At 41.8% G+C, this 25,523-nt stretch carries 16 protein-coding genes; 14 read left to right on the forward strand and 2 right to left on the reverse strand.

What is annotated here, in order from left to right; all coding sequences use genetic code 11:
• Positions 1–310: 310 nt before the first annotated feature.
• The 5 genes from alaS to AC0SAP_RS01405 all read left to right on the forward strand — a co-directional run bounded on the left by alaS (position 311) and on the right by AC0SAP_RS01405 (position 9,809).
• Positions 311–2,917 (forward strand): alanine--tRNA ligase, encoded by a 2,607-nt coding sequence (gene alaS, locus AC0SAP_RS01385; protein WP_473382520.1) that lies wholly within the window; start codon positions 311–313, stop codon positions 2,915–2,917.
• A gap of 309 nt (positions 2,918–3,226) precedes the next feature.
• The gene (locus AC0SAP_RS01390; protein ID WP_473382522.1) at positions 3,227–4,426 is read left to right on the forward strand and encodes an amidohydrolase; all 1,200 of its coding nucleotides are present in this window, start codon (positions 3,227–3,229) and stop codon (positions 4,424–4,426) included.
• Between the two features lie 304 nt (positions 4,427–4,730).
• Positions 4,731–5,819, forward strand: coding sequence for an HlyD family secretion protein (locus AC0SAP_RS01395; protein ID WP_286479349.1), 1,089 nt, complete (start codon positions 4,731–4,733; stop codon positions 5,817–5,819).
• 108 nt (positions 5,820–5,927) lie between these two features.
• Positions 5,928–8,678 carry a ribosome-associated ATPase/putative transporter RbbA gene (rbbA, locus tag AC0SAP_RS01400; RefSeq protein WP_473382979.1) on the forward strand — a complete coding sequence of 917 codons (2,751 nt, stop codon included), beginning with the start codon at positions 5,928–5,930 and terminating at the stop codon, positions 8,676–8,678.
• A gap of 3 nt (positions 8,679–8,681) precedes the next feature.
• Positions 8,682–9,809 (forward strand): ABC transporter permease, encoded by a 1,128-nt coding sequence (locus AC0SAP_RS01405; protein ID WP_473382523.1) that lies wholly within the window; start codon positions 8,682–8,684, stop codon positions 9,807–9,809.
• Between the two features lie 154 nt (positions 9,810–9,963).
• On the opposite strand, the gene AC0SAP_RS01410 is transcribed toward AC0SAP_RS01405, so the two are convergent.
• Entirely contained in the window at positions 9,964–10,548 is a 585-nt protein-coding gene (locus AC0SAP_RS01410) for a TetR/AcrR family transcriptional regulator (protein ID WP_473382525.1), read from the reverse strand.
• A 401-nt stretch (positions 10,549–10,949) separates the two neighbouring features.
• Between AC0SAP_RS01410 and AC0SAP_RS01415 the strand changes: the two genes are divergently transcribed.
• The gene (locus tag AC0SAP_RS01415; protein ID WP_473382526.1) at positions 10,950–13,136 is read left to right on the forward strand and encodes an AMP-binding protein; all 2,187 of its coding nucleotides are present in this window, start codon (positions 10,950–10,952) and stop codon (positions 13,134–13,136) included.
• Complete coding sequence (gene lplT, locus AC0SAP_RS01420; RefSeq protein ID WP_473382527.1) at positions 13,133–14,389, forward strand: lysophospholipid transporter LplT; 1,257 nt, start codon at positions 13,133–13,135, stop codon at positions 14,387–14,389. Before AC0SAP_RS01415 ends, lplT begins: the two co-directional genes overlap by 4 nt.
• On the opposite strand, the gene AC0SAP_RS01425 is transcribed toward lplT, so the two are convergent.
• Positions 14,365–14,919: a class I SAM-dependent methyltransferase gene (locus tag AC0SAP_RS01425; RefSeq protein ID WP_473382529.1), complete on the reverse strand. Its 555-nt coding sequence runs from the start codon at positions 14,917–14,919 to the stop codon at positions 14,365–14,367. The two genes, lplT and AC0SAP_RS01425, sit on opposite strands and share 25 nt — an antisense overlap.
• A 662-nt stretch (positions 14,920–15,581) precedes the next feature.
• On the opposite strand from AC0SAP_RS01425, the gene fumC reads away from it, so the two are divergent.
• The 7 genes from fumC (at position 15,582) to AC0SAP_RS01460 (ending at position 25,518) form a co-directional block, all read left to right on the forward strand.
• Positions 15,582–16,976 (forward strand): class II fumarate hydratase, encoded by a 1,395-nt coding sequence (fumC, locus tag AC0SAP_RS01430; RefSeq protein ID WP_473382530.1) that lies wholly within the window; start codon positions 15,582–15,584, stop codon positions 16,974–16,976.
• 760 nt (positions 16,977–17,736) lie between these two features.
• Positions 17,737–20,940, forward strand: a complete 3,204-nt coding sequence (gene putA, locus AC0SAP_RS01435) for a bifunctional proline dehydrogenase/L-glutamate gamma-semialdehyde dehydrogenase PutA (protein ID WP_473382532.1) — start codon at positions 17,737–17,739, stop codon at positions 20,938–20,940.
• A gap of 168 nt (positions 20,941–21,108) precedes the next feature.
• Positions 21,109–22,704, forward strand: coding sequence for a sodium/proline symporter PutP (putP, locus tag AC0SAP_RS01440; RefSeq protein ID WP_473382533.1), 1,596 nt, complete (start codon positions 21,109–21,111; stop codon positions 22,702–22,704).
• Positions 22,705–22,871: 167 nt separating this feature from the next.
• A complete protein-coding gene (locus AC0SAP_RS01445; protein WP_473382535.1) occupies positions 22,872–23,057 on the forward strand; it encodes a hypothetical protein in 186 nt (61 codons plus the stop codon).
• A 117-nt stretch (positions 23,058–23,174) separates the two neighbouring features.
• Complete coding sequence (locus AC0SAP_RS01450; protein WP_286479371.1) at positions 23,175–23,432, forward strand: type II toxin-antitoxin system Phd/YefM family antitoxin; 258 nt, start codon at positions 23,175–23,177, stop codon at positions 23,430–23,432.
• A complete protein-coding gene (locus AC0SAP_RS01455) occupies positions 23,425–23,688 on the forward strand; it encodes a Txe/YoeB family addiction module toxin (RefSeq protein WP_473382537.1) in 264 nt (87 codons plus the stop codon). The genes AC0SAP_RS01450 and AC0SAP_RS01455 overlap by 8 nt, the downstream gene beginning before the upstream one ends.
• Positions 23,689–24,333: 645 nt before the next feature.
• Positions 24,334–25,518 (forward strand): MFS transporter, encoded by a 1,185-nt coding sequence (locus tag AC0SAP_RS01460; protein ID WP_473382538.1) that lies wholly within the window; start codon positions 24,334–24,336, stop codon positions 25,516–25,518.
• Positions 25,519–25,523: the final 5 nt, after the last annotated feature.

Below are 25,523 nucleotides of genomic sequence, written 5' to 3' on the forward strand. Positions count from 1 at the left end.
TTTGTGGCTAACATTTTTGTCTAGTTCCTACTGTTATTAACAGTGTTATTAAAATCAATAGAGCTCAATAGGTGTCAATAGAACTCAATAGAGAACAATAGAAAACAATTGAGCGCAATTCATTTCCAATTAGTGCGTTAGCCGTATAAAATTGATAGGATATATTTTTAGATATTTTGGGTGATGAAACTCAAAATAGACTCAGAGTAAAAAGAGTTCAATATCATCAATATTCGAAATATTCGATATTAATATATTAATCACCCCATCAACCAACTAGTTAAATTATTTAAATAAAGTAAACCAATCCATGAAGACTAATGAAATTCGCCGTAAATTTATCGACTTCTTTGTCAGTAAAGGGCACCAAGAAGTTGCATCGAGTTCACTTCTTCCCGCTAATGACCCTACTCTTCTCTTTACTAATGCGGGAATGAATCAATTTAAAGATTGTTTTTTAGGGTTAGAAAAACGCCCTTATCAACGAGCAACGACCTCACAAAAATGTGTCCGTGCCGGTGGTAAACATAATGACCTTGAAAATGTCGGCTTTACAGCTCGCCATCACACCTTTTTTGAGATGCTCGGAAACTTTAGTTTTGGTGATTACTTCAAGCTTGATGCTATTAAATATGCATGGGAGCTTTTGACAAAAGTCTATCAATTACCGGAAGAGAAGTTATTAGTCACCATCTACCATACCGATGATGAGGCTTTTAAGATCTGGAATGAAGTGATTGGAGTCCCGGCGGAAAAGATCATTCGTATCGGCGACAAAGAGGATGGTTCTTCTGACAACTTCTGGCAGATGGGTGATACAGGTCCTTGTGGTCCCTGCTCTGAAATTTTCTATGACCATGGTGATCATATCTGGGGAGGTCCTCCAGGATCAGCTGAAGAAGATGGCGACCGTTTTATCGAGATCTGGAATCTCGTCTTTATGCAATTTAATCGTGATGAGAGCGGTGAACTTCATCCCCTACCTAACCCCTCCATCGATACCGGAATGGGCTTAGAACGAATTGCCGCAATTTTACAAAATGTACATAGCAATTATGAGATCGATCTCTTTGTAAAACTGATTAAAGCCTCAGCAGAAGCAGTCGGCACAAAAGATCTTGAGAGCAGCTCCTTAAAAGTATTAAGTGATCATATCCGTTCTGTCGCTTTCTTAATCGCAGATGGTATTCTCCCTTCCAATGAAGGGCGTGGTTATGTGCTTCGCCGTATTATTCGTCGCGCGATTCGTCACGGCTATAAATTGGGACAGAAAGAGCTCTTCTTCTATAAACTCGTTCCCACATTAGTAGCGGAGATGGGAGATGCTTACCCACAATTAAGAGAGAAACAACAATTTATTATCGATACGATTAAGGATGAAGAGAAACGTTTCTCTACCACTTTAGAGCATGGCCTTAAACTTCTTGAAGCAGATATTGCCGAGCTTAAGGGAGATGTGATTCAGGGAGAGACTATCTTTAAGCTCTATGATACTTATGGTTTCCCGGTAGATCTCACCAATGATATTGCAAGAGAGCAGAATCTTACCCTCGATATGGAAGGTTTTGAACGCTGTATGGAAGCGCAAAGAGAGCGTGCTCGCGCAGCAAGTAATTTTGGTGCAGAGCGTCTTCTTGATCTGCAAGATAGTGAAGAGACAATCTTCCATGGTTACCATAGTCATCAATTAGAGAGTAATATAGCGACAATTTTAGTCGATGGCGAAAGTGTTCCCGCTGTTGCAGAAGGAATGGAAGCGATTCTTATTTTGACAGAGACCCCTTTCTATGCAGAAGCAGGTGGACAAGTAGGTGATACCGGCACTATTATCGGCGATGGATTTGAATTCTTGGTGAAAGATACAAAGAAACAGCAAGATATCTTCCTCCATATAGGCGTTGTTAAATCGGGCGAGATTAAGGCAGAATCGGTCGCTTCTGCAAAAGTTGATCATACTCGTCGTGATCTGATCAAGAAGAATCACTCAGCAACACATCTTCTTCATCATGCACTTCAAACAGTTTTAGGGGATCATATCGAACAAAAAGGTTCACTTGTGACTGATGATCGTCTTCGCTTTGACTTCTCTCACAATAAGCCTGTGACATTTGAAGAGTTACAAAATATTGAGCGTCTCGTGAATGGAGCGATTCGTGAGAATTCATTAATTGAGATTAATGAGATGCCGATCGATGCTGCAAAAGAGAGAGGCGCTATGGCGCTCTTTGGCGAGAAGTATGGCGATGTTGTACGCGTAGTTGAGATGGGAGATTCTATCGAACTTTGTGGGGGAACACATGTCTCTGCAACAGGTGATATTGGCCTCTTTAAAGTTACGCAAGAGACCGGCATTGCTGCTGGTGTTCGCCGTATTGAAGCAGTGACCGGTGGAACAGCAGTTGAGATTATGCTTCAGCAGAGCGCAACATTACATCACTTAGCATCAACTTTGAAGACAGATCATGCACACATTGAGAGCCGTGTTGATCAAGCGCTTGATGAAGCTAAATCACTTCGTAAAGAGATTGCTGCGTTGCAATCAAAACTGGTCTTTGCAAGTCGTAATGAGATCCTCAATAGCGCTATCGAAATCGATGGTATCAAGGTTATAGTTGCCGATATTAAAGGCGCTGATAACCGCTCACTGAGAGAGCTTTGTGATAACTTACAAGCAGAGACAGCGGGAATCACGCTTCTGCTCTCTGAAGTTGATGGGCGCGTTGCATTAGTCAGTGGTGTCGCCAAAACATTAACAGACCGTATCAAAGCAGGTGAGCTTCTCAATGCGGCAGCACAAGAGGTTGGTGGTAAAGGGGGCGGTCGTCCCGATTCTGCAACAGGTGGTGGTAGTGAGCCAGCACACATCAAAAAAGCAATTGAAGTTGCAATGACCTTTATCAAAGAGAAGTTATTATAGATAAAAAAGGCTTTTACATACTGAAAGTACTGTAAATACTGATAGAAACGGTGCATATCTAATCGTGATATTGCACCGTTTTTTTATTCACAATTGATCTCTTCCCTCCCCTTCTGAAGAATCCCCTCTTGCAATGAGGTAATGAGGTAATGGGGGCAATGGAAATTATTTGGTATTGATGATGACGGCACGATAAGATGTATCAAGTTATCTATAAAAAAGCTATAAAAGCATCCATAAAAATATCCATAAAAGCATCTATAGAGATAGATGTGGAAATAGCAATTACCAAGGGAAATGTTCACTATTATGAAACTTATCACTCAAGAAGCATTAAAGCCTTATGAGGCAAAGCTGATCGCCTATCGTCGCCATCTCCATCAATATCCTGAACTCTCATTTGAAGAGTTTGAAACAAGTCAATTTATTGCTAAGGAGATGTCCAAGCTCCAACATGCGGAGATCCTACCTCTGACTAAAACATCTCTTTTAGTTAAATTTAGAAGTGGGAAGCCTGGTCCTAAAATTGGTCTGAGAGCTGATATTGATGCCCTGCCGATTCATGAAGAGCGAATCGATTGTGATTTTATCTCTAAAAATCCCGGCAAAATGCATGCGTGTGGTCATGATGCTCACACCGCAATCTTAATGGCTGCTTGCCACTACTTTAATGATCATTTTGAGGAGTTAACAGGAGAAGTTTGGGCTGTCTTCCAACATGCTGAAGAACTTCTTCCCGGCGGTGCTAGAGAAATAGTGGCATTAGGTGTTTTAGATGAGCTCGATTTTATGTATGGACATCATCTCTGGTCGATGCTTCCTACCGGCGTTATCGATCTTAAAATAGGCGCAGTTACAGCAAATACCGATATCTATAAAGCAAAAATTATCGGCAAAGGAGGACATTCCTCAGAGCCTCAAAACTGTATCGATCCCGTCTTAATTGCCTCTCAAATTGTCTGCCGATTACAGAGTATTGTCTCCCGGCAATTAGCCCCTTTAGAAGCAGGTGTGATTAGCAATACCTATATTCGTGCCGGCAATCCCCTAGGACTCAATGTGATTCCCGAATATGCAGAGATCGGTGGGAGTGTTCGCTCAACAACGCCAGAAACGCGAGCTCTCTTTAAGCAGCAGATTGAACGAATTATTACCTCAAGCTGTGCCGATTTTGATGCCTCTTATGAAATTGATTACACCATCGGTTATGGTATTACAAAAAATGATGCAGATAAGACGGAAGTTGTTAAAAAGATTGCCGAGATGATTGGGGAAGCTAAGGTGATTGCCGATCCGCCCTACCTTTGTGGTGAAGATTTTAGCGCTTATTCAGACATTCTTCCCACTACTTTTGCCTTTATTGGTGCCGGCAATCAAGAAAAAGATTATATCTACCCTCATCACCATCCTCAATTTGGGCTCGATGAGGATTCCTTTATCTATGGGTTACAGATGTTTATCAATGTCGTTTATAACTTTTCAGACGAAAATAGCAAACTCAAGATCTAATCAAGCGCTTATTAAGAGAGGAAAATAGAAAAATAACTACGACATAACCCTTAAATTTTAAAATTATATTTCTACATACAAAATAGTTACGCTTAATATTATGAATAAATCTTATAAATAAGCAGGTTATGCGTTTTCTCTCTTCTCGCTGAACAACCCTTATTCTTCTAGGCTCTCTTTTATTTTCCCGTTAAGGTAAAATGGGTGTTAAAATTTAGAGATAGAGATAATAGAAGAGGAGCTTATTGAGGGCTCCTCCTTGCTTCACATTCTTATAATTTAGATAGATCTGAGGTTTGTTCTAATGCAAAAAAATAATCGAAAAAAATATATTATCGGTGGCGTTGTCATCCTCGCCCTTATCGTGATTGCCAATATGTTCTTAAATCGTGATGAGATGGCGGGATTTATCAAGAGTAATGGCCGAATTGAAGTTACGCCGCTCGATATTGCGACCAAGTTTCCCGGTCGTGTTGACCATATTTTAGTGGATGAGGGAGACTATGTTGATGCTGGCGATCTTTTAGCGGTGATGCAACTCGGCTCGCTTGAAGCGCAACTTTCAGAGGCTAAAGCATATCTTGAACAAGCAAGACATCAAGCAAATTCAGCTGAAGCGATTATCAAATCGAGAGAGAGTGATAAAGTTGCGGCAAAAGCAGCTGTTTCCGCAGCAGAGAGCAAACTCTATGCCGCAGAACGTAAATTAGCCCGTATTCAGACTCTAGTGAAACGAGGCGCAGCAACGGAGCAAGATCTCGATGACCAAGAAGCTTACACTCGTGTCTTAAAATCTGAGATTGCAACAGCAGAATCGCAAGTATTAGCTGCGCAAGCTGCGATCGATGCCGCAAAAGCACAGTTTGTTGCCGCAGAATCTCAGGTTTCTGCAGCAGAAGCAACGGTTAAACGTGTTGAATCCGATATTGAAGAGAGCAATCTTGTCGCGCCTGTTAGTGGTCGCATCCAATATCGTATAGCAGAACCTTCAGAAGTTTTAGGCGCTGGTGGCAAAGTCCTCAATCTTCTCGATCTCTCTAAAGTCTATATGACCTTCTTTGTGCCAACAGAGTATACCGGGCAATTAATTGAAGGAGAGAAAGATGGTACGGAAGTACGAATTCTTCTTGATGTCGCTCCCGATTCCCCTATCCCTGCTCGCGTAACCTTTGTCTCGCCTGAAGCGCAATTTACACCAAAAACAGTCGAAACCCAAAATGAACGTCAAAAATTGATGTATCGCGTAAAAGCGAAGATCGATGATGATCTTTTAGAGCGCTATCAAAAATATATTAAAACGGGCGTTACCGGCGAAGCATATATCAAGCTCGATCCTGATAAGAAATGGCCTAAATTTCTTCAAGGACCGCTCACTGAAGGCAATGAGGAATAATTAAAAAGCCGCGAAAAAGTCGTGAAATAGCCCCTAAAAAAGCTATTAATGCCCCTTTAAATCACCCCTTAATCATCATCTTCTGTAGATAAGGATGCTTAAATGAGTATGAAAGAACCTGTAGTCACCATTAAAGATGTCTCCTTCTATTATGGCGAAAATCGAGCATTAGAATCATTCTCCATAGAGATACCGCAAGGCGTTATGATGGGACTGATCGGTCCTGATGGTGTAGGGAAATCAACTCTACTCTCCCTTATCGCCGGTTCCCGCGCTATCCAGACGGGAGAGGTGATGGTTTTAGGGGGAGATATGCGTCAAAAAGAGGTTCGCGATAGAATTTGCCCTCGGATTGCCTATATGCCGCAAGGTCTTGGGAAAAACCTCTACCATACCCTCTCTGTAGAGGAGAACCTTCAATTTTTCGGACGTCTCTTTGGTCATGATGCTAAAGAGCGCCGGGAACGTATCGATGATCTGACTAAAAGTACCGGACTCTACAACTTCCTCGATCGTCCTGCCGGGAAACTATCAGGGGGGATGAAGCAAAAACTAGGACTCTGTTGTGCGCTAATTCATGATCCCGATCTTCTTATTCTTGATGAACCAACAACAGGGGTTGACCCATTAGCACGGGCGCAATTTTGGGATCTCATCAGTAGAATTCAGAAAGATCGCCCGGAGATGAGCGTTATTGTCGCAACAGCCTATATGGATGAAGCCGAACGCTTTGAGTGGATCTTAGCGATGGATGATGGGAAAATCTTAGCAACGGGGACGCCTAAAGAGCTCCTCGAGCGTACCGATAGTGAATCATTAGAATCCGCCTTTATTAAACTCCTCCCAGCAGAGAAACGTGCAGGATATGAACCGGTTGTGGTCCCGCCGTTAGAGATTGATGAAAATACAGCAGTTGCCATTAAGGCTGAGGGTTTAACTAAACGTTTCGGAACTTTTACTGCCGTTGATAATGTTAGCTTTGAGATTCAAAAGGGGGAGATTTTTGGCTTCTTAGGCTCAAATGGTTGTGGAAAATCGACCACAATGAAGATGTTAACAGGTCTCTTGCCGGCAACTGAAGGGGAAGCTTGGCTATTTGGTAATCCGATCGATTCGGAAGATATCAATGTCCGTAAACGAGTGGGTTATATGTCACAAGCTTTCTCACTCTATAGTGAATTGACGGTGTTACAGAACCTTGAACTACACGCAAAACTCTTTCATGTCCCTAAAGAGAGAATTGATGAGCGGGTTGCAGAGATGGTCAATCGCTTCGATCTTCGCTCTGTGTTGAACAAATTACCCGATGATATTCCTCTGGGAATGAGGCAGCGTCTCTCTCTTGCCGTTGCGATGGTTCATAAACCAGAGTTACTGATTCTCGATGAACCTACCTCCGGTGTAGATCCTATCGCACGAGATAATTTCTGGCGCCTATTGATTGAACTCTCGCGAAAAGATGGTGTGACGATCTTTATCTCTACCCACTTTATGAATGAAGCATTGCGATGCGATCGAATGTCGATGATGCATGCCGGAAAAGTTTTAGATAGCGATACCCCTCAAAATCTGATTATCAAACAGGGAACAGAGACGCTCGAAGAAGCTTTTATCAAATATCTTATCGATGCCGGCGCCGGGGATGATATTCCGGCAGATAACGCCAATAATGATGTCGCACAAGAAGCACTCAAAGAAGCGGTTGATCAGCCCGATGAAACGACTCCTCCGAAACGATTTAGCCTGCAGCGCCTTCTTAGCTATACATGGCGCGAGGCCTTAGAATTACGCCGAGATCCTGTTCGAGCAACATTGGCGCTTTTGGGATCACTCATCTTAATGGCAACGATCGGCTATGGAATTACCCTAGATGTGGAAGATCTTCCCTACGCGATCTTAGATCGAGATCAGACAACACTCAGCAATAGCTATGCCAATAATATCTCAGGCTCTCGTTATTTTATTGAACAAGATCCCCTCTACGATTATGAAGAACTTGATCGGCGAATGCGAAATGCAGATATCGCCTTAGCGATAGAAATTCCGCCCAACTTTGCACGGGATGTGGCAAAAGGTCACCCTGTCTCTATCGGTGTCTGGATCGACGGTGCGATGCCCCAAAGAGCGGAGACGATCCGAGGATATGTTCAAGGAATGCATCTCGATTGGCTCAAAAAAGAGGCGAAATATAGCCATGGTATCGCCCTACCTAGTGACTTTAATATCGAAATGCGTTATCGCTACAATCCCGATGTTAAGAGTTTAGTCTCCATCGTACCTGCGGTGATTCCCATTCTACTCCTAATTATTCCGGCAATGTTAGCAGCGCTCTCCGTGGTACGAGAAAAAGAGCTTGGCTCCATTCTCAATCTCTACGTCACCCCTGTCACTAAATTTGAGTTTCTATTAGGGAAACAGATTCCCTATATTGTCATCGCTATGCTGAACTTCTTTATCATGGTGATATTGGCGATTCTTGTATTTGGTGTACCGATAAAAGGAGGACTACTCTCCTTAACATTTGCCGCCCTGCTCTTTTCAATCTTCTCTACCGGCTTTGGTCTCTTTGCCTCAAGTTTTACCAGTAGCCAGATTGGAGCGATGTTCTTCACCTTAGTAGGGACATTAATTCCTGCGGTTCAATTTGGAGGGATGATCAATCCTGTCAGTTCAATGGAGGGCTTCTCTCGACTCTTTGGGGAGATCTATCCGGCATCACACATGTTAACAGTCTCTCGCGGAATCTTCAGTAAAGCACTCTACTTCAACGATCTGACAGGAGAGATGATGATTTTAGCGATTGGAGGTCCTCTCATTGTGCTCTGTAGTGTCCTTCTTCTTAAAAAACAGGATTCCTAAACGATGAAAACAAAGTTTGCAAATATCTACAATTTGGGAGTAAAAGAGCTTTGGTCACTCTTTCGTGATCCAATGTTACTTATTCTTATTGCATTTACCTTTACCGTTTCGGTCTATACAGCAGCAACAGCTGTACCTGATGGCTTACAGAATGCCGCAATTGCGATTGTTGATGAAGATCGCTCCACTCTCTCTGAGAGAATTCAGAGCGCGTTCTATCCCCCTCAATTCACATTACCCGAGGAGATCACCCTAAGTGAGATGGATTCTGGTATGGATCGTGGGAAATATACTTTCGTTCTCAATATTCCACCCTCTTTTCAGCAACATCTATTAGGTGGAAGAGAACCAACGATTCAACTCAATATCGATGCAACGCGTATGACTCAAGGTTTTACCGGCAATATGATTATCAATCAGATCATCAATGCTGAGGTAAGAGAGTATCTTAAACGTGAACGAATTGATGCCGATCTCCCGGTCAATATTGTAGAGAGAATGCGCTTTAACCCGAATCTCACCGCCTCATGGTTTGGTGCCATTAATGAAGTTATCAACCTGGTGACGATGCTTTCGATTATCTTAACGGGAGCGGCAGTTATTCGAGAGCGGGAGCGTGGAACGATAGAGCATCTTCTTGTTATGCCACTAACCCCATTTGAGATTATGTTATCGAAAGTTTGGGCAATGGGCTTAGTGGTTTTAATCGCATCGAGCCTCTCTTTAATCTTTGTCGTTCAAGGAGCTTTAGATGTCCCTATCGAAGGCTCTATTTTGCTCTTTATCTTCGGCGCAGCGCTAAATCTCTTTGCCACAACCTCTATCGGCATCTATCTGGCAACAATTGCACGAAATATGCCTCAATTTGGGATGCTATTACTTCTGGTTTTAGTCCCTCTACAGATGCTCTCAGGAGGAATGACGCCGAGAGAGAGTATGCCGGAGTTGATTCAAAACATTATGTTATTAGCGCCAACAACACACTTTATCGAATTAGGTAAAGCGATCCTCTTTAGAGGTGCAGGATTAACGATTGTTTGGCCATCGATGATCTATCTGATTCTAATCGGTGTTGCTTTCTTCTACTTTGCAAATCGTCGCTTTAAAAATACGATTGGGCAGATGGCATAGCGATCACCTCAAGGAAGGATTAAATTCCATAAATATTTTTCCTCTAAAAAAGAGAGATAAAAAATGCCGCTTTCTAATGAGAGTGGCATTTTAATAATTGACTAGATAGTAACCTAAAAAAATATAGCGTAATCTTTAAGACTACTGTACTACATCAATTTTTCATTAATAGCTTCTTAATACTATAGGAAACTTCTTCTCTAAATTGTATCCAAGAGGGATGTTCTTCTTGAAAATATTGATATTGGATAAGAGGCTCTAAAATCATTCCCGTATAGAGAGAAGTTAATGTCGCTAATGAAAATCGCGAATCGATCTCATCTGAAGCTATCCCCTCTGCCAATAGCTGTTGCATCCAAAAATGGGGTTTTAACTCATCTTCTACCATTGTCCAAAATTTATATTGAGAGAGTAGTGCAAACTGGACACTTGCAGAATCGGCATAATAGAGATCATAGGTATAACGCTGCATCTCTTGTAATCGCTCAATAATACTTAAGGAATCATTACGCGCAATCATGCCAATTTCAGCAGTATATCGTTTTAAAATTAAGCGAAAGAGGTAGAGCGCCATCTCCTCTTTACTCTTAAAATGTTTATAGAGGGCTGCTTCTGAGGTTCCCGCCTCTTTCGAGATATCGCGTACCGAGACAAGATCATAACCACGTTCAGCAAAGAGTGTTAAAGCAGCAATGAGATAACGGCTTTTGCTCCCCTCATTTGAAAAATCAAATTTCATACGCGCCCCTTTTCAATTATTTGGAGTTTTAATTTAAAGTTTTAACTTTGAGTCATATACTTTGTGATGACAGCCTGATAGAACGCTCTCAATTGAGTAAAATTAATCCCCAAACGAGTCATTCAAGCTAACAATTGTTAACGTTTAGTATAGCAGAAATTGTCACTCATCCCCCCTGTTTCTCTATCGCTTGACTCCCTCTCTTTGTCTAAGACTTTATACACTCACTACACTGACTGCACTTGCTACAATTAGGCATCATCGAATGACTAAAACTAATAAAGTTAACAGTTGATTACTTTTCTGCTTGACTTCAATGATAGAAGAGCATAATCTAGCCGAAGTTAACTATCGTTTACCTTACGCTTCATCTTCTAATTAAATGGTAATAGAGGTCCGCTATGCGCCGATTCTTATATCTTCTCTTTAAATTGCTCTATCGAATAGAGCTCAATATTGATCCTCGCAGTAAAATGGTCGAGGGGATTATTATCTGTAATCATCAATCTTTCTTAGATGGAATATTGCTAGGACTCTATCTTCCACAGCGTCCACTCTTTGTAATTGATCGTAGAATCGCGGCACGTTGGTATTTTCGTCCACTTCTTCGCTTTGTTTCCCACTTAACGGTTGATCCACGCCACCCTATGGCGATTAAGCAACTGCTACAACATGTGGAAAAAGGGAAAAGTGTTGTGATCTTCCCTGAAGGACGTATCACGCTAACAGGGAGCTTTATGAAGTTTTATGAAGGTGCCGCTTTTATCGCTCAAAAGAGTGGTCGGCCACTTATCCCCGTCTATATTGATGGCGCACAGCTCAGCTACTTTAGTCGCTTAAAAGGTATTATCAAACAACGCGCCTTCCCAAAGATCACTATCGATGTTGACGCACCCCACTATCTATCAGACAAACAGAAATCCACGACAGATAATGATGTAGATAATAGAAAAAATAACCGAAAAAGAAGACTCTCTCACCATGAACTTGCCAATAAAACGCAGGAGATCCTCATGAATACCCGCTTACATACTTTTCAACCCACCTCGCTTTTTGCAACACTTCTCTCTGCACGTGAGCAATTTGGTAAAAAAACAGCAGTCCTAGAAGATATTGAACGCAAGGCATTGAACTATCAACAAATTATCACCTATAGCCTGCTCTTTTCCCGCCTCTTTTCTCGCATAACAGAGGAGAAAGAGCGTATTGGTCTGATGTTACCAAATAGCTCTGCAGCGGCAATCTCTCTCTTTGCTCTTAATGCGATCGGCCGTACAGCGGCGATGATCAATTATACTTCCGGATTAGAGAGCATTCAGACCTCCCTAATTGCCGCCGATATTCAACAGATCATCACTTCTAAACGTTTTCTTAAAGAGGCTAAGTTAGAAGGCATTGTCGCAGCGCTACCACATATTCAATGGCACTACCTTGAAGAACTGAAACCACAGATCACTTTCAAAGATAAATTATGGGCTCTTTGGGCGCGTCGTAACCCTCTACGTCAACTCCCTAAAGTTGATGCCGATGCAGAAGCAGCCATTATCTTTACCTCAGGATCGGAAGGTATCCCTAAAGGCGTTGTCCATAGCAATCGCTCTCTACTCACCAATGTTAAGCAGCTACACACCGTGGCAGACTTCTCCCCTAAAGATACCTTTATGGTGACACTCCCTCTATTTCATGCATTTGGTTTAACCGTTGGATTACTCACCTCCCTCTTTTCTGGGGCAAAGGCTTTTCTCTATCCCTCTCCGTTACACTACCGTATCATTCCTGAGCTTATCTATGAGACACAAGCGACCGTTCTCTTTGGAACATCCACCTTCTTACAAAACTATGCACGCTATGCTCATCCTCTTGATTTCTCATCACTTCGTTATGTTGTTGCCGGCGCAGAGAAGTTAAATGAACATGTTAAGGAGAGTTGGTTGGAGAAGTTTGGTATCCGTATCTTAGAAGGATATGGCGCCTCCGAATGTGCGCCGGTGATCTCCATCAATCTCCCAAGCAACTATAAAGCTGATCGCTTAGGAAAGCTTCTTCCTGGTATGGAAGCAAAGTTACTCCCCATTGAAGGGATTGCAACTGGTGGGAAACTCTTAGTTAAGGGGGGAAATATTATGAAAGGATATCTCTTTGCCGATCAACCCGGAGTCCTTTCTACTACTTATCTCGACAATCATAATGGTTGGTATGATACAGGTGATATTATCACGATTGATGAAGAGGGCTTTCTGAAGATTGAAGGGCGCGTCAAACGCTTTGCTAAAATTGCCGGCGAGATGGTCTCACTAGAGACTACAGAACGCCTCTTTCATGAAGCGTATCCTGACTTTCAACACGCTGCGGTTATTCGTAAAGATGATAAAAAGGGAGAAGCTATTGTCATCTTCACAACTATTCCAGGAGATCCCGATCGGAAAGCATTAGCAGAGACTGCTCGCCTTTTAGGTCTGCCAGAATTAGCAATTAGTAGAGACTATCGCTACCTCCCAGAGCTTCCAAGATTAGGTAGTGGAAAGGTCAATTATCAAGCTCTTAATGAACTAATCGAGAAGAGATCGATAGAAGAGGCCTCAATATGATCAATGGAATCGATAGAATCGATAAATTAAGAGTAAAAAATAGTAAAAACCTCTCTTCAATCGATCGGGAGCAACTCTTTAATAGAGGCATCATTACTACCGCAAATGCACAATTCTTCTCTGCATTTGCCGATAACGCACTCTTTTTTGCCCTGCTAGAATTACTCCAAAGTAGTCATTATGGAAGAGAGAGTAGTTATATCCTTCAAGGTTCTTTTCTCCTCTTCTATATTGCGCTTGCCCCACTTGTCGGCTTTCTTGCAGATAATATTGCCAAATCGAAGATTCTGTTGTGGGGAAATGGATTAAAGATTGTAGGTGTACTCTTGCTCTTTATCGATGCTAGCCCTTTTCTAAGCTATGCTTTTGTTGGCTTAGGTGCAGCAATCTATTCGCCGGCAAAATTTGGCATCTTAAGTGAATTTGTTACAGAGAAATTGCTGATTAAAGCGAATGGGCTAATTGAGGGATCAACTATTATCGCAATCTTATCAGGTGCCGCCCTCGGTGGATTTCTTGCAGAGAATAATCCTCTCTATGCTATTTTACTAACATTGGTCGCTTATCTATTAGCCACTCTCTTTAATTTTTTAATCCCGACTATTATCGTGGAAAAACGTGCCCCATTTAAACCAAGGGTCATTTGGCACCTCTTTACTACAACACTTAAAACGCTCTTTCAAGATCATCGGGCCCGCTTTGCAATTATGGGAACTTCCCTTTTCTGGGCAGGAGTCGCCACTTTAAAACTGCTTCTTAATGATTGGGTCAGAGATCGTTTAGGTGCCGGCACAGAAGTTGTCGCTCAATTAAGTGTTGTCGTCGGCATAGGAGTCATTATTGGTACACTCTTTGCCGCCCTCTTTATCCGAAGTGGCAATCTCTTTATTAGCCTATTTTCCGGCATTCTGATGGCTGGATTGATCTTTCTCTTTCTTCTACAGGAGAGTTATTATCTCACCATCTTTATATTACTACTGATCGGTGCTTGTGGCGGTGCTTTTTTAATTCCACTCAATGCACTGCTCCAGACACGCGGCTCGCTCTTTAAGAGTGTAGGAAGTGCCATCGCCATTCAAAATCTGTGTGAAAATAGTGTCATGCTTCTAATGATCGGGCTCTTCGGTGCTCTTGCTAGTTTTTCCCTCATCTCTATTCAATGGTTAATGGCACTCTTTGCTCTGCTCTTTCTCTTAAGTGTCATGATGCTCTTTGTTGAAGCGCGACGTTATCGAATCTTTGCACGACAATGATAGACATAAGCAGGAGGGAAATTTTTAACCACCCGCTTTCGCTCCCACTGAAAGTAGCGGGAGAGTACACGCTCCATTCTTTGGGTATATTGAAAAAGAATAAAATCACCACCGGTATGTTGCAAAATCGCTAAGACTGAGCGCAAAATCTTTAAGGAGACACGCAGAGGAAGGGATAAAAAAGGAAGACAAGAGAAGATAATATCGTAAGGTTGACTCAACCGCTCTGCTGAATGTTTATGGAGCGTAAGGCGCTGATCACTGATCCCTTCCAAGTCGGCAAAAAAGAGTGGATTGATCTCATATGCCGCCAATGTTGAATCTGCAGGCATTGCATGAAGTATATGCTTTGTTAAAACACCATCACCAGCACCTAATTCCGCCACTCTTAAATTGGGTTGATTCCAATCTAATTCTGAAACCATCGCTCGGCAGAGTGTCGGCGATGAGGGCATCAATGTTCCAATACTACGAGGCGATTTAATAAAACCTTGTATATAGGTGAGATGCTTCTTATAAGAAGGTGCCATAATTATTTCATTATCCTTTGTAGGGAGCTCAATTGTTTTAGCCCAATGGCACTATTATAGCAAAAGCGACCAGCTCTTGATCAATTCTCTCTATCAATCCCTCTTATCATTTTCATAGCACTCTTATAGCGCTTTTAATAATGCTTTTTCAGTTTTTTTACAATTCTTTTATAGTTCTATATTTCTCTTTTATGGCGTTTATCTATAACCCTTCCATAACTTTTTGTCGGGCATCGATTAAGTGACCAGAAAAGCTGTAAGAATTATTTAAATTGCACATTTGTTCTCCAGGAGGTTACTTTTATCCCATACTCATTACATAATCATCATCTCGAAGAGAGAAAAGATCAGATCGCTTGAGTTTTAAATGAATTGCCCTCATGTAGTTAAAACGTAGTCTCAAACTTTTTTCTATGGCATCATACTCTTCATACTCTTTAACATCGCTCTCACATTAATAGATTTTATAAATTTATAAAATTTATAAAACTCATAGATTGAGTAGAAAATTGAGAAATCGAGGGATAGAGAATTGAGCGTTTAGAATTTAGAATTTTATTGTATCTAAGTTGTATCTAAGAATAACCCTTTGAAACTTAAACCTTTGAAGTAAATATATTTATCACTAATTTATCACTGAAACTATAAGGAGTAATCAACTTATGACCGATTTTCGTATTGAAAAAGATACCATGGGCGAAATGAAAGTTCCTAATGAGCAACTTTGGGGCGCACAAACCCAACGCTCATTAATGAACTTTAAGATCTCTACCGAGAAGATGCCTAAAGAACTTATTGAAGCGCTCGCAATTGTAAAGCGTGCGGCGGCAAAAGTGAATATGGATCTTGGTACTTTAGATGCTAAAAAGGCAGAAGCGATTATCGCAGCGGCTGATGAAGTTTTAGCCGGCAAACATAACTCTGAATTCCCCCTCTCTCTCTGGCAGACAGGTTCTGGTACTCAGACTAATATGAATATGAATGAAGTATTAGCTAACCGTGCAAGCGAACTCTTAGGTGGCGCTCGAGGTGAAGAGCGCTTAGTCCATCCGAATGATGATGTCAATAAAGCACAAAGCTCTAATGATACTTTCCCAACAGCAATGCATATTGCGGCAGTATTAGAGATCAAACGCCTTCTCCTTCCTATGTTAGATCGTCTCCATACAACTTTTAAAGCAAAAGCAGAAGCATTTAAAGATATTGTCAAAATTGGTCGTACTCACCTTCAAGATGCAACACCATTGACATTAGGGCAAGAGATCTCTGGCTGGGAAGCGATGTTAGCTCATAGTAAAAAACATATCGAAGCAACACTTCCCCATCTCTATGAATTAGCACTTGGCGGCACTGCCGTTGGAACAGGCCTCAATACCCATCCAGAATATGCTGTTCGTGTTGCTAAAGAGATTGCAGATTTCACAAAAGAGCCTTTTGTAACAGCACCGAACAAGTTTGAAGCTTTAGCAACAACCGATGCCATTGTTCAAGCACATGGCGCATTGAAAGGCCTTGCAGCATCACTCAATAAGATCGCTAATGATGTTCGTTGGTTAGCATCAGGTCCTCGCTCTGGAATTGGTGAAATCTCTATTCCTGAAAATGAGCCTGGAAGCTCAATTATGCCGGGTAAAGTGAACCCAACACAATCTGAAGCTTTAACAATGGGCTGTGCGCAAGTATTCGGTAATGATGTTGCAATCAATATTGGGGGTGCATCAGGCAACTTTGAGCTCAATGTATTCCGCCCTATGATTATCAATAATTTCCTGCAATCTGTCCGTATTTTGGGCGGCGGTATGGAGAGCTTTAATGATCACTGCGCCATCGGTATTGAACCTAACCGCGATCGCATTACAGAATTAGTCAATAACTCTTTAATGCTAGTCACTGCACTTAATACCCATATTGGATATGATAAAGCGGCAGCAATTGCGAAAAATGCTCATGCTAAAGGGACAACACTGAAAGAGTCTGCGCTTGAGCTAGGCTACCTAACTGCTGAGGAGTTTGACCAATGGGTTGTTCCTTCAGAGATGGTAGGAACACTCAAGTAAAAACTCACTAATGTAGAGAAGAAATAGAGCCTTAGAGTATTTCTTAGAGTGTTAATTACTCAATAGAGAGAGTGCTCGACGGAACGCTCCTAAAACAGCTTTTAAATTTACTTTTAAAATTGCTTTTAAAGTTGCTTTTAGTGCTAAAAGAAGACGTCACCTTACAAAGGGTGGCGTTTTTTTTATATTATCGTGCAATTTATAAACAGCATCATAGGTTGTTATTATGGAGTAGTAATGATATATCTTTACAGATCTTTTAATTATTAAAATAAATGCTCTTTAGTGATTGATAATAAAGTATTTATTTTAATGATTAACTTAATCACCAAAAATGATCACCTCCCATTAATGAGAGAGTTTCCAAGAATCAGAGAGGCGTTAGACCTCATCTAAGCCACTATGTAAGCTGTTGCTAAGAGGATAGATTCAACTCCAAAGGGAGAGGTATCCATTAAATACCCATTAAATATCGATTGGTATCGATTGATTGGCATCAATTGATATCGATTAATATCCAGAAATTTCTACCATTTTTATCAGTTGTAGTATCCGATAGCACTAATAACGCAAAAAGTGTCAAAAAATGTAAGCCATAAGATTTAATCAATAAGTTTAATATCTGTTTAATGTTTAAGCTATTGCGCAACTACTATCAGGCTATTGAACTCTTAATATTAAGCTTTTAGCCTTTATTAAGCTTTTAGCCTTAAGTTTTTAGATTAAATCGATAGATCTTCACATCAGAGGAGAATGAGTGATGCTCACAAAAATTTTACAAGATCAACAATTACCGGCATTATCCCCCGCGGAATTCTTTCCATTGATCGGTAAAACTTATCTTGAAGATGAGGTTGTCTGTGTTAACAGATTAAAAGAGAGTTTAACATTTGATGCATCCACATCGAATAAGATCCGCCAAGAGACCTACTCTCTTATTAAAGATATTCGGAGTAAGCCCGATATTGAGAGTTCGCTCGATGCACTGTTACGAGAATATAATCTCTCAACAAAAGAGGGATTGGTTCTAATGTGTCTTGCAGAAGCATATCTGCGCATTCCTGATAAAGCCTCTGCGGATGCTTTTATTAAAGACAAACTTACCGGTATCGATTGGGAGAGCCATCGCGGTAATAGCGATAAGAGCCTTGTTAACTTCGCCACTTGGGGCTTGATCTTAACGAGCAATATTATCGACGTCAATGAAGCGAGCGGTCTTTTCAAACGTCTCTGTAATAAATTGAGTGAACCGATTATTCGTCGTGCAACCTATCAAGCGATGAAAGTGATGGGTAAACAATTTGTCTTAGGAGAGACGATTGAAGAAGCGCTCTCTAATGGACGAAAACTACGAGAAGGCGGCTATACCTACACCTTTGATATGCTTGGTGAAGCGGCGATGACAGAAGATGATGCTGCTCGCTATTTTGAAGATTATAAGCAAGCACTCTTAGCTGTAGGAAAAGAGAGCCCTCTTCCTAAGAGCCCAAAACCTTCCCTCTCTATTAAATTATCGGCACTGCACTCTCGCTACAATGTCGCTAATCATGATCTTGTGATGAGTGAACTCTTTGAACGCGTTAAAAAGTTAGCGCTTTTAGGGAAAGAGCGTGAAGTTGAGATCAGTATTGATGCTGAAGAGGCTGATCGCTTAGAGCTCTCTTTAGAGCTCTTTGAAAAGCTACTCGCTGAAGAGGAGATCACTCAATGGGGTGGACTTGGCTTGGTAGTACAAGGATATGCTAAACATGCGCTTCCAACGCTGATCTGGGCAACGCTTCTTGCTAAAGCAAAAAATACCACGATCCCTATTCGTCTTGTAAAAGGGGCCTATTGGGATACCGAAATTAAAGATTCACAAGTACGTGGATTAAATAATTTCCCCCTCTTTAGCCGTAAAGAGAGCACCGATATCTCCTATCTTGCATGTGCGAAATATCTTCTCTCTCCTATGGCGCAAAACCATATCAAACCACAGTTTGCAACTCATAACGCACAGACTGTAACGGCTATCCTCAATATTAGCGATATGGCGCAAAATCCTAACTTTGAATTTCAACGTCTCCATGGCATGGGAGAGGCACTCTATAATGAAGTGATTGAAAAACGTGGCTGTAGCGTGCGTATCTATGCCCCTGTTGGTAAGCACCATGACCTTCTACCCTACCTTGTCCGTCGACTTTTAGAAAATGGAGCAAACTCTTCATTTGTCCATCAATTGGTCGATCCAGAAGTGACAATCGAATCATTAGTAGAAGATCCTATTTCACTCCTTTCTCAATATGATTCTATTAAAAGCCCTGCAGTGATCTATTCTGATGATCTCTATGGTAAGCGTCGCAACTCTCGCGGTCTTAATACCAATGTGAGCGCCACTTGGAATCCCTTCTCTCAAGCTTATGAGAAGTTTTTACAAAAAAGTTGGGAAGCATCCCCTATTATTGGTGGCAAAAAAGTGAGTGGCAATCCCGTTGTAGAGAGCTATTCACCGGCCGATCAGAGTCTTTTTGTTGGAAAGGTGAGTACCGCAACTGCTGACAATGTTGAATCAGCCATTACAATGCTACAATCTGCATGGTTTGATTGGAACGCTTTAGGTTTTGAGAAGCGTGCAGAAATTATTGAAACATTTGCCGATCTATTAGAAGCAAATCGTGAAGAACTCATTGCACTTTGTAGCTTAGAAGCGGGAAAAACAATCCAAGATGGTGTTGATGAAGTTCGTGAAGCGGTCGATTTTTGCCGTTACTATGCAATGGAAGCGAAGAAGTATCAAAATGAGATTCTCTTCCGCAGTGCAACCGGTGAACGCAATACACTCTTCTATAGTGGAAAAGGGGTGATTGCTTGTATTAGTCCTTGGAACTTCCCGCTAGCGATCTTCCTTGGTCAAGTTGTTGCCGCACTTGTGACGGGAAATACGGTATTAGCAAAACCGGCAGAAGCAACGCCGATGATCGCTTATCGCGCTGTAGAGCTTCTCTTTGAAGCGGGTCTACCCCACGCTGTAATTGCCCTTCTCCCCGGAGATGGAAAAGTACTAGGAGATCTCTTTACTAAAGATCCTCGCGTCGTTGGCATCTGCTTTACAGGCTCAACAGGAACAGCAAAAGCGATCAATCGTAATCTCGCTGAACGTGATGGGGCTATTCCGATGTTAATTGCAGAGACAGGTGGACAAAATGCGATGTTTGTTGATTCAACGGCACTTCCCGAACAGGTGGTGCGCGACGTTCTTCAATCTGCTTTTGTGAGTGCCGGCCAACGTTGCTCTGCGCTTCGTGTTCTCTATCTCCAGAATGAGATTGCGGATCGCATTATTGAGCTTCTCAAAGGTGCGCTTGCCGATTATGTTGTCGGACTCCCCTTCGAGCGAAAAACCGATGTAAGCACCGTTATTGATGCGCGTGCAAAAGCGGGCTTGATGGAGCATATTGAGAAATTAACTGCAGCTGGGAAACTGATTGCACAAGCACCTGAAAGCCCTTGCCAAAATGGCTTCTATATCTCACCAGTAATCTTTGAGATCGATTCGATCCTAGAGTTAGAAAAAGAGCAATTTGGACCGATCCTCCATATTGTTCGTTACCATCGCGATGATCTTCCTCGCCTATTAGATGAGGTGACCCGTTCAGGCTATGGCTTAACAATGGGGATTCATAGCCGTAATGATACCTTCGTCAATGATATTGTGGAGCGCGCTCGTATTGGAAACTTCTATGTCAATCGTAACCAGGTAGGTGCGGTGGTTGGTGTACAACCCTTTGGTGGCATGGGACTTTCAGGAACAGGCCCTAAAGCAGGTGGTCCTAACTATCTACTTCGCTTTATGAGTGAGCATTCACTCTCCATCAACACGGCCGCAATTGGCGGTGATGCTGCACTCTTCACCCAGGCTTATGCCGTGGATGAGGGAAATCAGAGCGATCATCCGGCAACAGAGGAGCGCTCTTCGTCTAAATAATATTCATCGAGCTGAGATCATCCCCACTTTCGATACAAAAATGGCATAATTAGCCTTTTTTGTTCCATTGTGGTGGATGACTCCATTAAAATATGACTAGAAATAATGACGATCATTCTCAAGCGATCGATCATTACATACCACCAAAATGAATCAAAGGAGCATTACATGAGTGGATTACAACCGCTGCATATAACCTTCTTCATCTATATTATTGCGATGATAGGAATCGGGTTTTATGCTTATAAATCAACAAAAGATCTTTCAGACTATATTTTAGGGGGAAGAAGCTTAGGAAGTGTCGTCACCGCTCTCTCAGCAGGAGCATCCGATATGAGTGGCTGGCTCTTAATGGGGTTACCCGGTGCCGTCTTTATTGCCGGCATCTCCGAATCCTGGATCGCCATTGGCTTAACATTAGGTGCCTATCTCAACTGGCTCTTTGTTGCCGGTCGTCTGCGGATGTTTACAGAGAAAGCAAATAATGCTCTAACACTTCCGGACTATTTCCATAGCCGTTTTGATGATAAGAGTAAAATTCTTAAAATTATCTCTGCTGTTATTATCCTCTTCTTCTTCGTCATCTACTGTGCATCAGGTGTTGTTGCAAGTGCAAGACTCTTTGAGTCTACCTTCAATATGCAATATGACGTTGCCATTTGGGTCGGCGCGATTGCGACAATTGCTTATGTCTTTATCGGCGGATTCCTTGCTGTAAGCTGGACCGATACGGTTCAAGCAACATTGATGATCTTCGCTCTACTCTTAGTACCGGTTGTTGTTATTCTAAAGATCAATAACTTTGGTGAGTTTGACATTGTGAATACTATCGAAGTAGTTCGTAATGAGAGCGAGAAGCATCTTAACTTTACCCATGGTCTCACTTGGATTGCCATTGTCTCTCTCCTTGCTTGGGGCTTAGGTTATTGTGGTCAGCCCCACATTCTTGTTCGCTTTATGGCGGCAGACTCTGTGAAGACTATCCCTGCGGCCCGTCGTATCTCTATCACTTGGATGGCGCTCTGTCTTATCGGTGCGGTCTCTGTTGGTTTCTTTGGTTATGCCTACTTCTTAGAGCATCCTGAAGAGGGAATTAATGTCTTAGGTGGCGTTAATGCTGCTGGCGAAGTTGTGAAAGGTAATGCAGAATCGATCTTTATGGAGCTCGCTAAAGTACTCTTAAATCCATGGATTGCAGGAATTGTTCTTTCAGGTGTTTTAGCGGCAGTTATGAGTACCTTAAGTTGCCAATTACTGGTCTCTTCAAGTGCTTTAACAGAAGATCTCTACAAAGGATTCCTCCGTCCAAAAGCAACTGATGGTGAGTTAGTCTGGATTGGTCGTATGATGGTCTTCCTTGTTGCCGCGATCTCGATCTACATTGCTTACAATCCTGATAGTAAAGTTCTTTCGCTCGTCTCCTATGCATGGGCAGGATTTGGTGCCGCATTTGGACCTGTTGTGATCTTCTCTATCTTCTGGAAACGTACTTCACGTAATGGGGTTCTCTTCGGCATGATTGTTGGCGCACTCACTGTGATTATCTTCCCGAAAGTGAAAGAGTGGTTAGCGGCAAGTGGTAATGTTGAAGTTGCTGATATCCTCGCACAATTCCCAATCCTCAATCTTTATGAGATTGTGCCTGGATTTGTTCTCGCTTCAATCACGATTGTCATCGTCAGTCTCTTTAGCCGTCCTTCACAAAAAATTATGGATCGCTTCGATGAGACGGCAGTTGCCTATAAAGAGGCGATGCGTTCGTAAATGCTATTGCACAACAACTATTGATAACTCACTATTTTAAGCGTCAAATGACCCAAGTGAGTTAATGAGTTAATGAGTTAATGAGTTAATAAGCTACATAGGGCCTCTTCTTTAAAGAGTGCCCTTTTTTATTCCTCTTACCTTCTTGTTAAACCAAAGAGAAGCTGATGAATTGCCAGAGATTACCCCTGCACGCTTCCATTAATCCCGTGCCGGCAAGTATCGCTACTTTAACAATACTTATCCCCGGCATCATTGATGCCGATTTGCGGGCATACAGTCGTGATAAGAACGAAATTGTTCTCTCCCGTCCTTCCACAAACTTTCTTATAGGATCAAATAATAAAGGGTAATGAGTTGTCACAAACCTTCCCCTACTTTATTGCTAAGTTGTACAAGAAACTGTACAATTAAAATCTATATTTAATATTTAGATCGATAATAATAGATTGACTCAACAGGAGACCAATATGCATATATTTACCTATTCAGATGCACGTAATAATCTCAAATCTGTCTTAGATAAGGTTAATAATGATGCTGATGTTGCATTTATTACTCGAAAAGAAGGGGGTCATGCCGTCATTATGGGACAAGAACATTATGATAGTTTGATGGAGACTTTATATCTTCTCTCATCTCCCAATAATGCTAATCGCTTAACTGAATCAATCGCTCAATTGCGTTCCAGTAAAAAAGTTGAGAGAGATCTAATTGAGGATGAATAGTAGAACAATCGAATGGACAATACACGCATGGGAGGATTATCTCTACTGGCAAACACAAGATAGAAAAACTCTTAAACGCATTAATAATTTAATCAAGGAGTGTCAAAGAACACCTTTTGAGGGTACCGGCAAACCGGAGGCACTAAAGGCTAATCTTTCTGGATTTTGGAGTCGAAGAATTGATGAAAAACATCGATTAGTCTACGAAGTAACAGATGAGAGAATATCGATTGTTCAATGTAAATTCCATTATTAACCGATGCGATTAAAGTCTATATTAAAATTTTTAGGTTCAATCAAAACAGATAAAAAATAGAATAAAACAGGGCTTCATGCCGGAAAAGTGATGATCTTAAGAATCATTGATTAAAAAGAAGCTGAACGCTGTCGGATCTTACTATCCCGTTCTTCCAAAAATCTCATGCCGACAGATGGCAATCTTTCTGTTGCCGGCCCTTACCATCGCATGCTCCTCAAAATCACGCGCCGACAAGTATCGCTACTTTAACAATATTATCCCCGGCTATCATTGATGCCAATCTGCGGGCATACAGTCGTGATAAGAACGAAATTGTTCTCTCCCGCCTTTCCACAAGTCCTCTTATGGAATCAAATATAAAAAATAGAGTAGGGAAAATTAGAGAGATAATTAGAGAGATCTGATTTGCTAATCTAACAATTGAGTCCACCGATAAACTCTGATACTTTCAAATAGAGCAGATAGAAAATCGCTTACACCCCGATCTTAAATCCCCATATTTGAAGGATTTAAGAAAATAATAAGAATAGATAATAACCACCCTTAAATAGTAGATATAGCAGAGATAGATCAGAAATCGATAGCAATGACCCTACCAATAACGGTCGCTATCGAAATGATCATAAGAGGATAGAGAGGAATATGCAGACTCGCTCATTACAGACAGCAGTACCGATCCTATTGATGTTAGGATCAGCCCATATGCTTAACGATTTTATACAATCGATGCTCACAGCCATCTACCCTATGCTGCAAGAGCTCTTCCTTCTCGACTTTGCTAAAATCGGCCTTATTAGCCTAATCTACCAATGTACCGCCTCTATTTTACAGCCCGCCATTGGACTTTGGACCGATAAATATCCTAAGCCCTACCTTCTCCCTTTTGGCATGTTAATTACGACAAGTGGCATCACTCTACTCGCCTTTGCGACAAGTTACCCTCATCTTCTAATAGCCGCGGCGATGATGGGCGTCGGCTCATCAATCTTTCATCCGGAAGCCGTACGACTCACGCGCATCGCATCGGGTGGACGCTTTGGATTAGCACAATCGATCTTCCAAGTTGGTGGCAATATGGGATCTGCTTTTGGCCCCCTCATTGCCGGGATTGTCATTGTAAAATATGCCCATCAAGACAATATTCTCTACTTTGTTATCGCCGGCATTATCGCGCTTATCCTCCTTACCTATCTTGGTCATTGGGGCGCGGAATATCAACGTAATGAACAGAAGGTGAGAGAGAGAAAAATCACCTTTCCTTATGGTAAAAGACGCACTATTTGGGCCTTGATTATTTTAGGCGTTCTTATTTTCGCCAAATATTTCTATATGGCTAACTTTACCAACTACTTTAGCTTCTATCTTATTGAAAAATTTGATATTGAACGCTCAAATGCCGTGATCCTCCTCTTCCTCTTTCTTGCTGCAATTGCAGTGGGAACCTTTGCCGGCGGGCCGATTGGCGATAAGATTGGCAGAAGAACCGTTATCTGGTTTTCAATGCTCGGAACACTCCCTTTTACCTTGGCTCTTCCCCATCTTCCCTTTATGGGAGTGATGATTTGCGCTGTAATTATTGGTCTTATTTTGGCCTCTGCCTTTTCGGCAATTGTTGTCTTTGCACAAGAACTCGTTCCCGGCAGTGTCGGAATGATTGCCGGCATCTTCTTTGGCTTAATGTTTGGTATGAGTGGCATCGGCGCCCTCTTCTTAGGTTGGCTCGCTGATCTCACGTCGCTACAAACAGTCTTTGTATTAACCTCTTTCCTCCCCATTATTGGGCTTTTAACTTTCCTTCTTCCTAAAGAGGAGGAGAAATCGCTTTAAAAATA

This window comes from Ignatzschineria sp. PL_is040 (genome assembly GCF_055813795.1).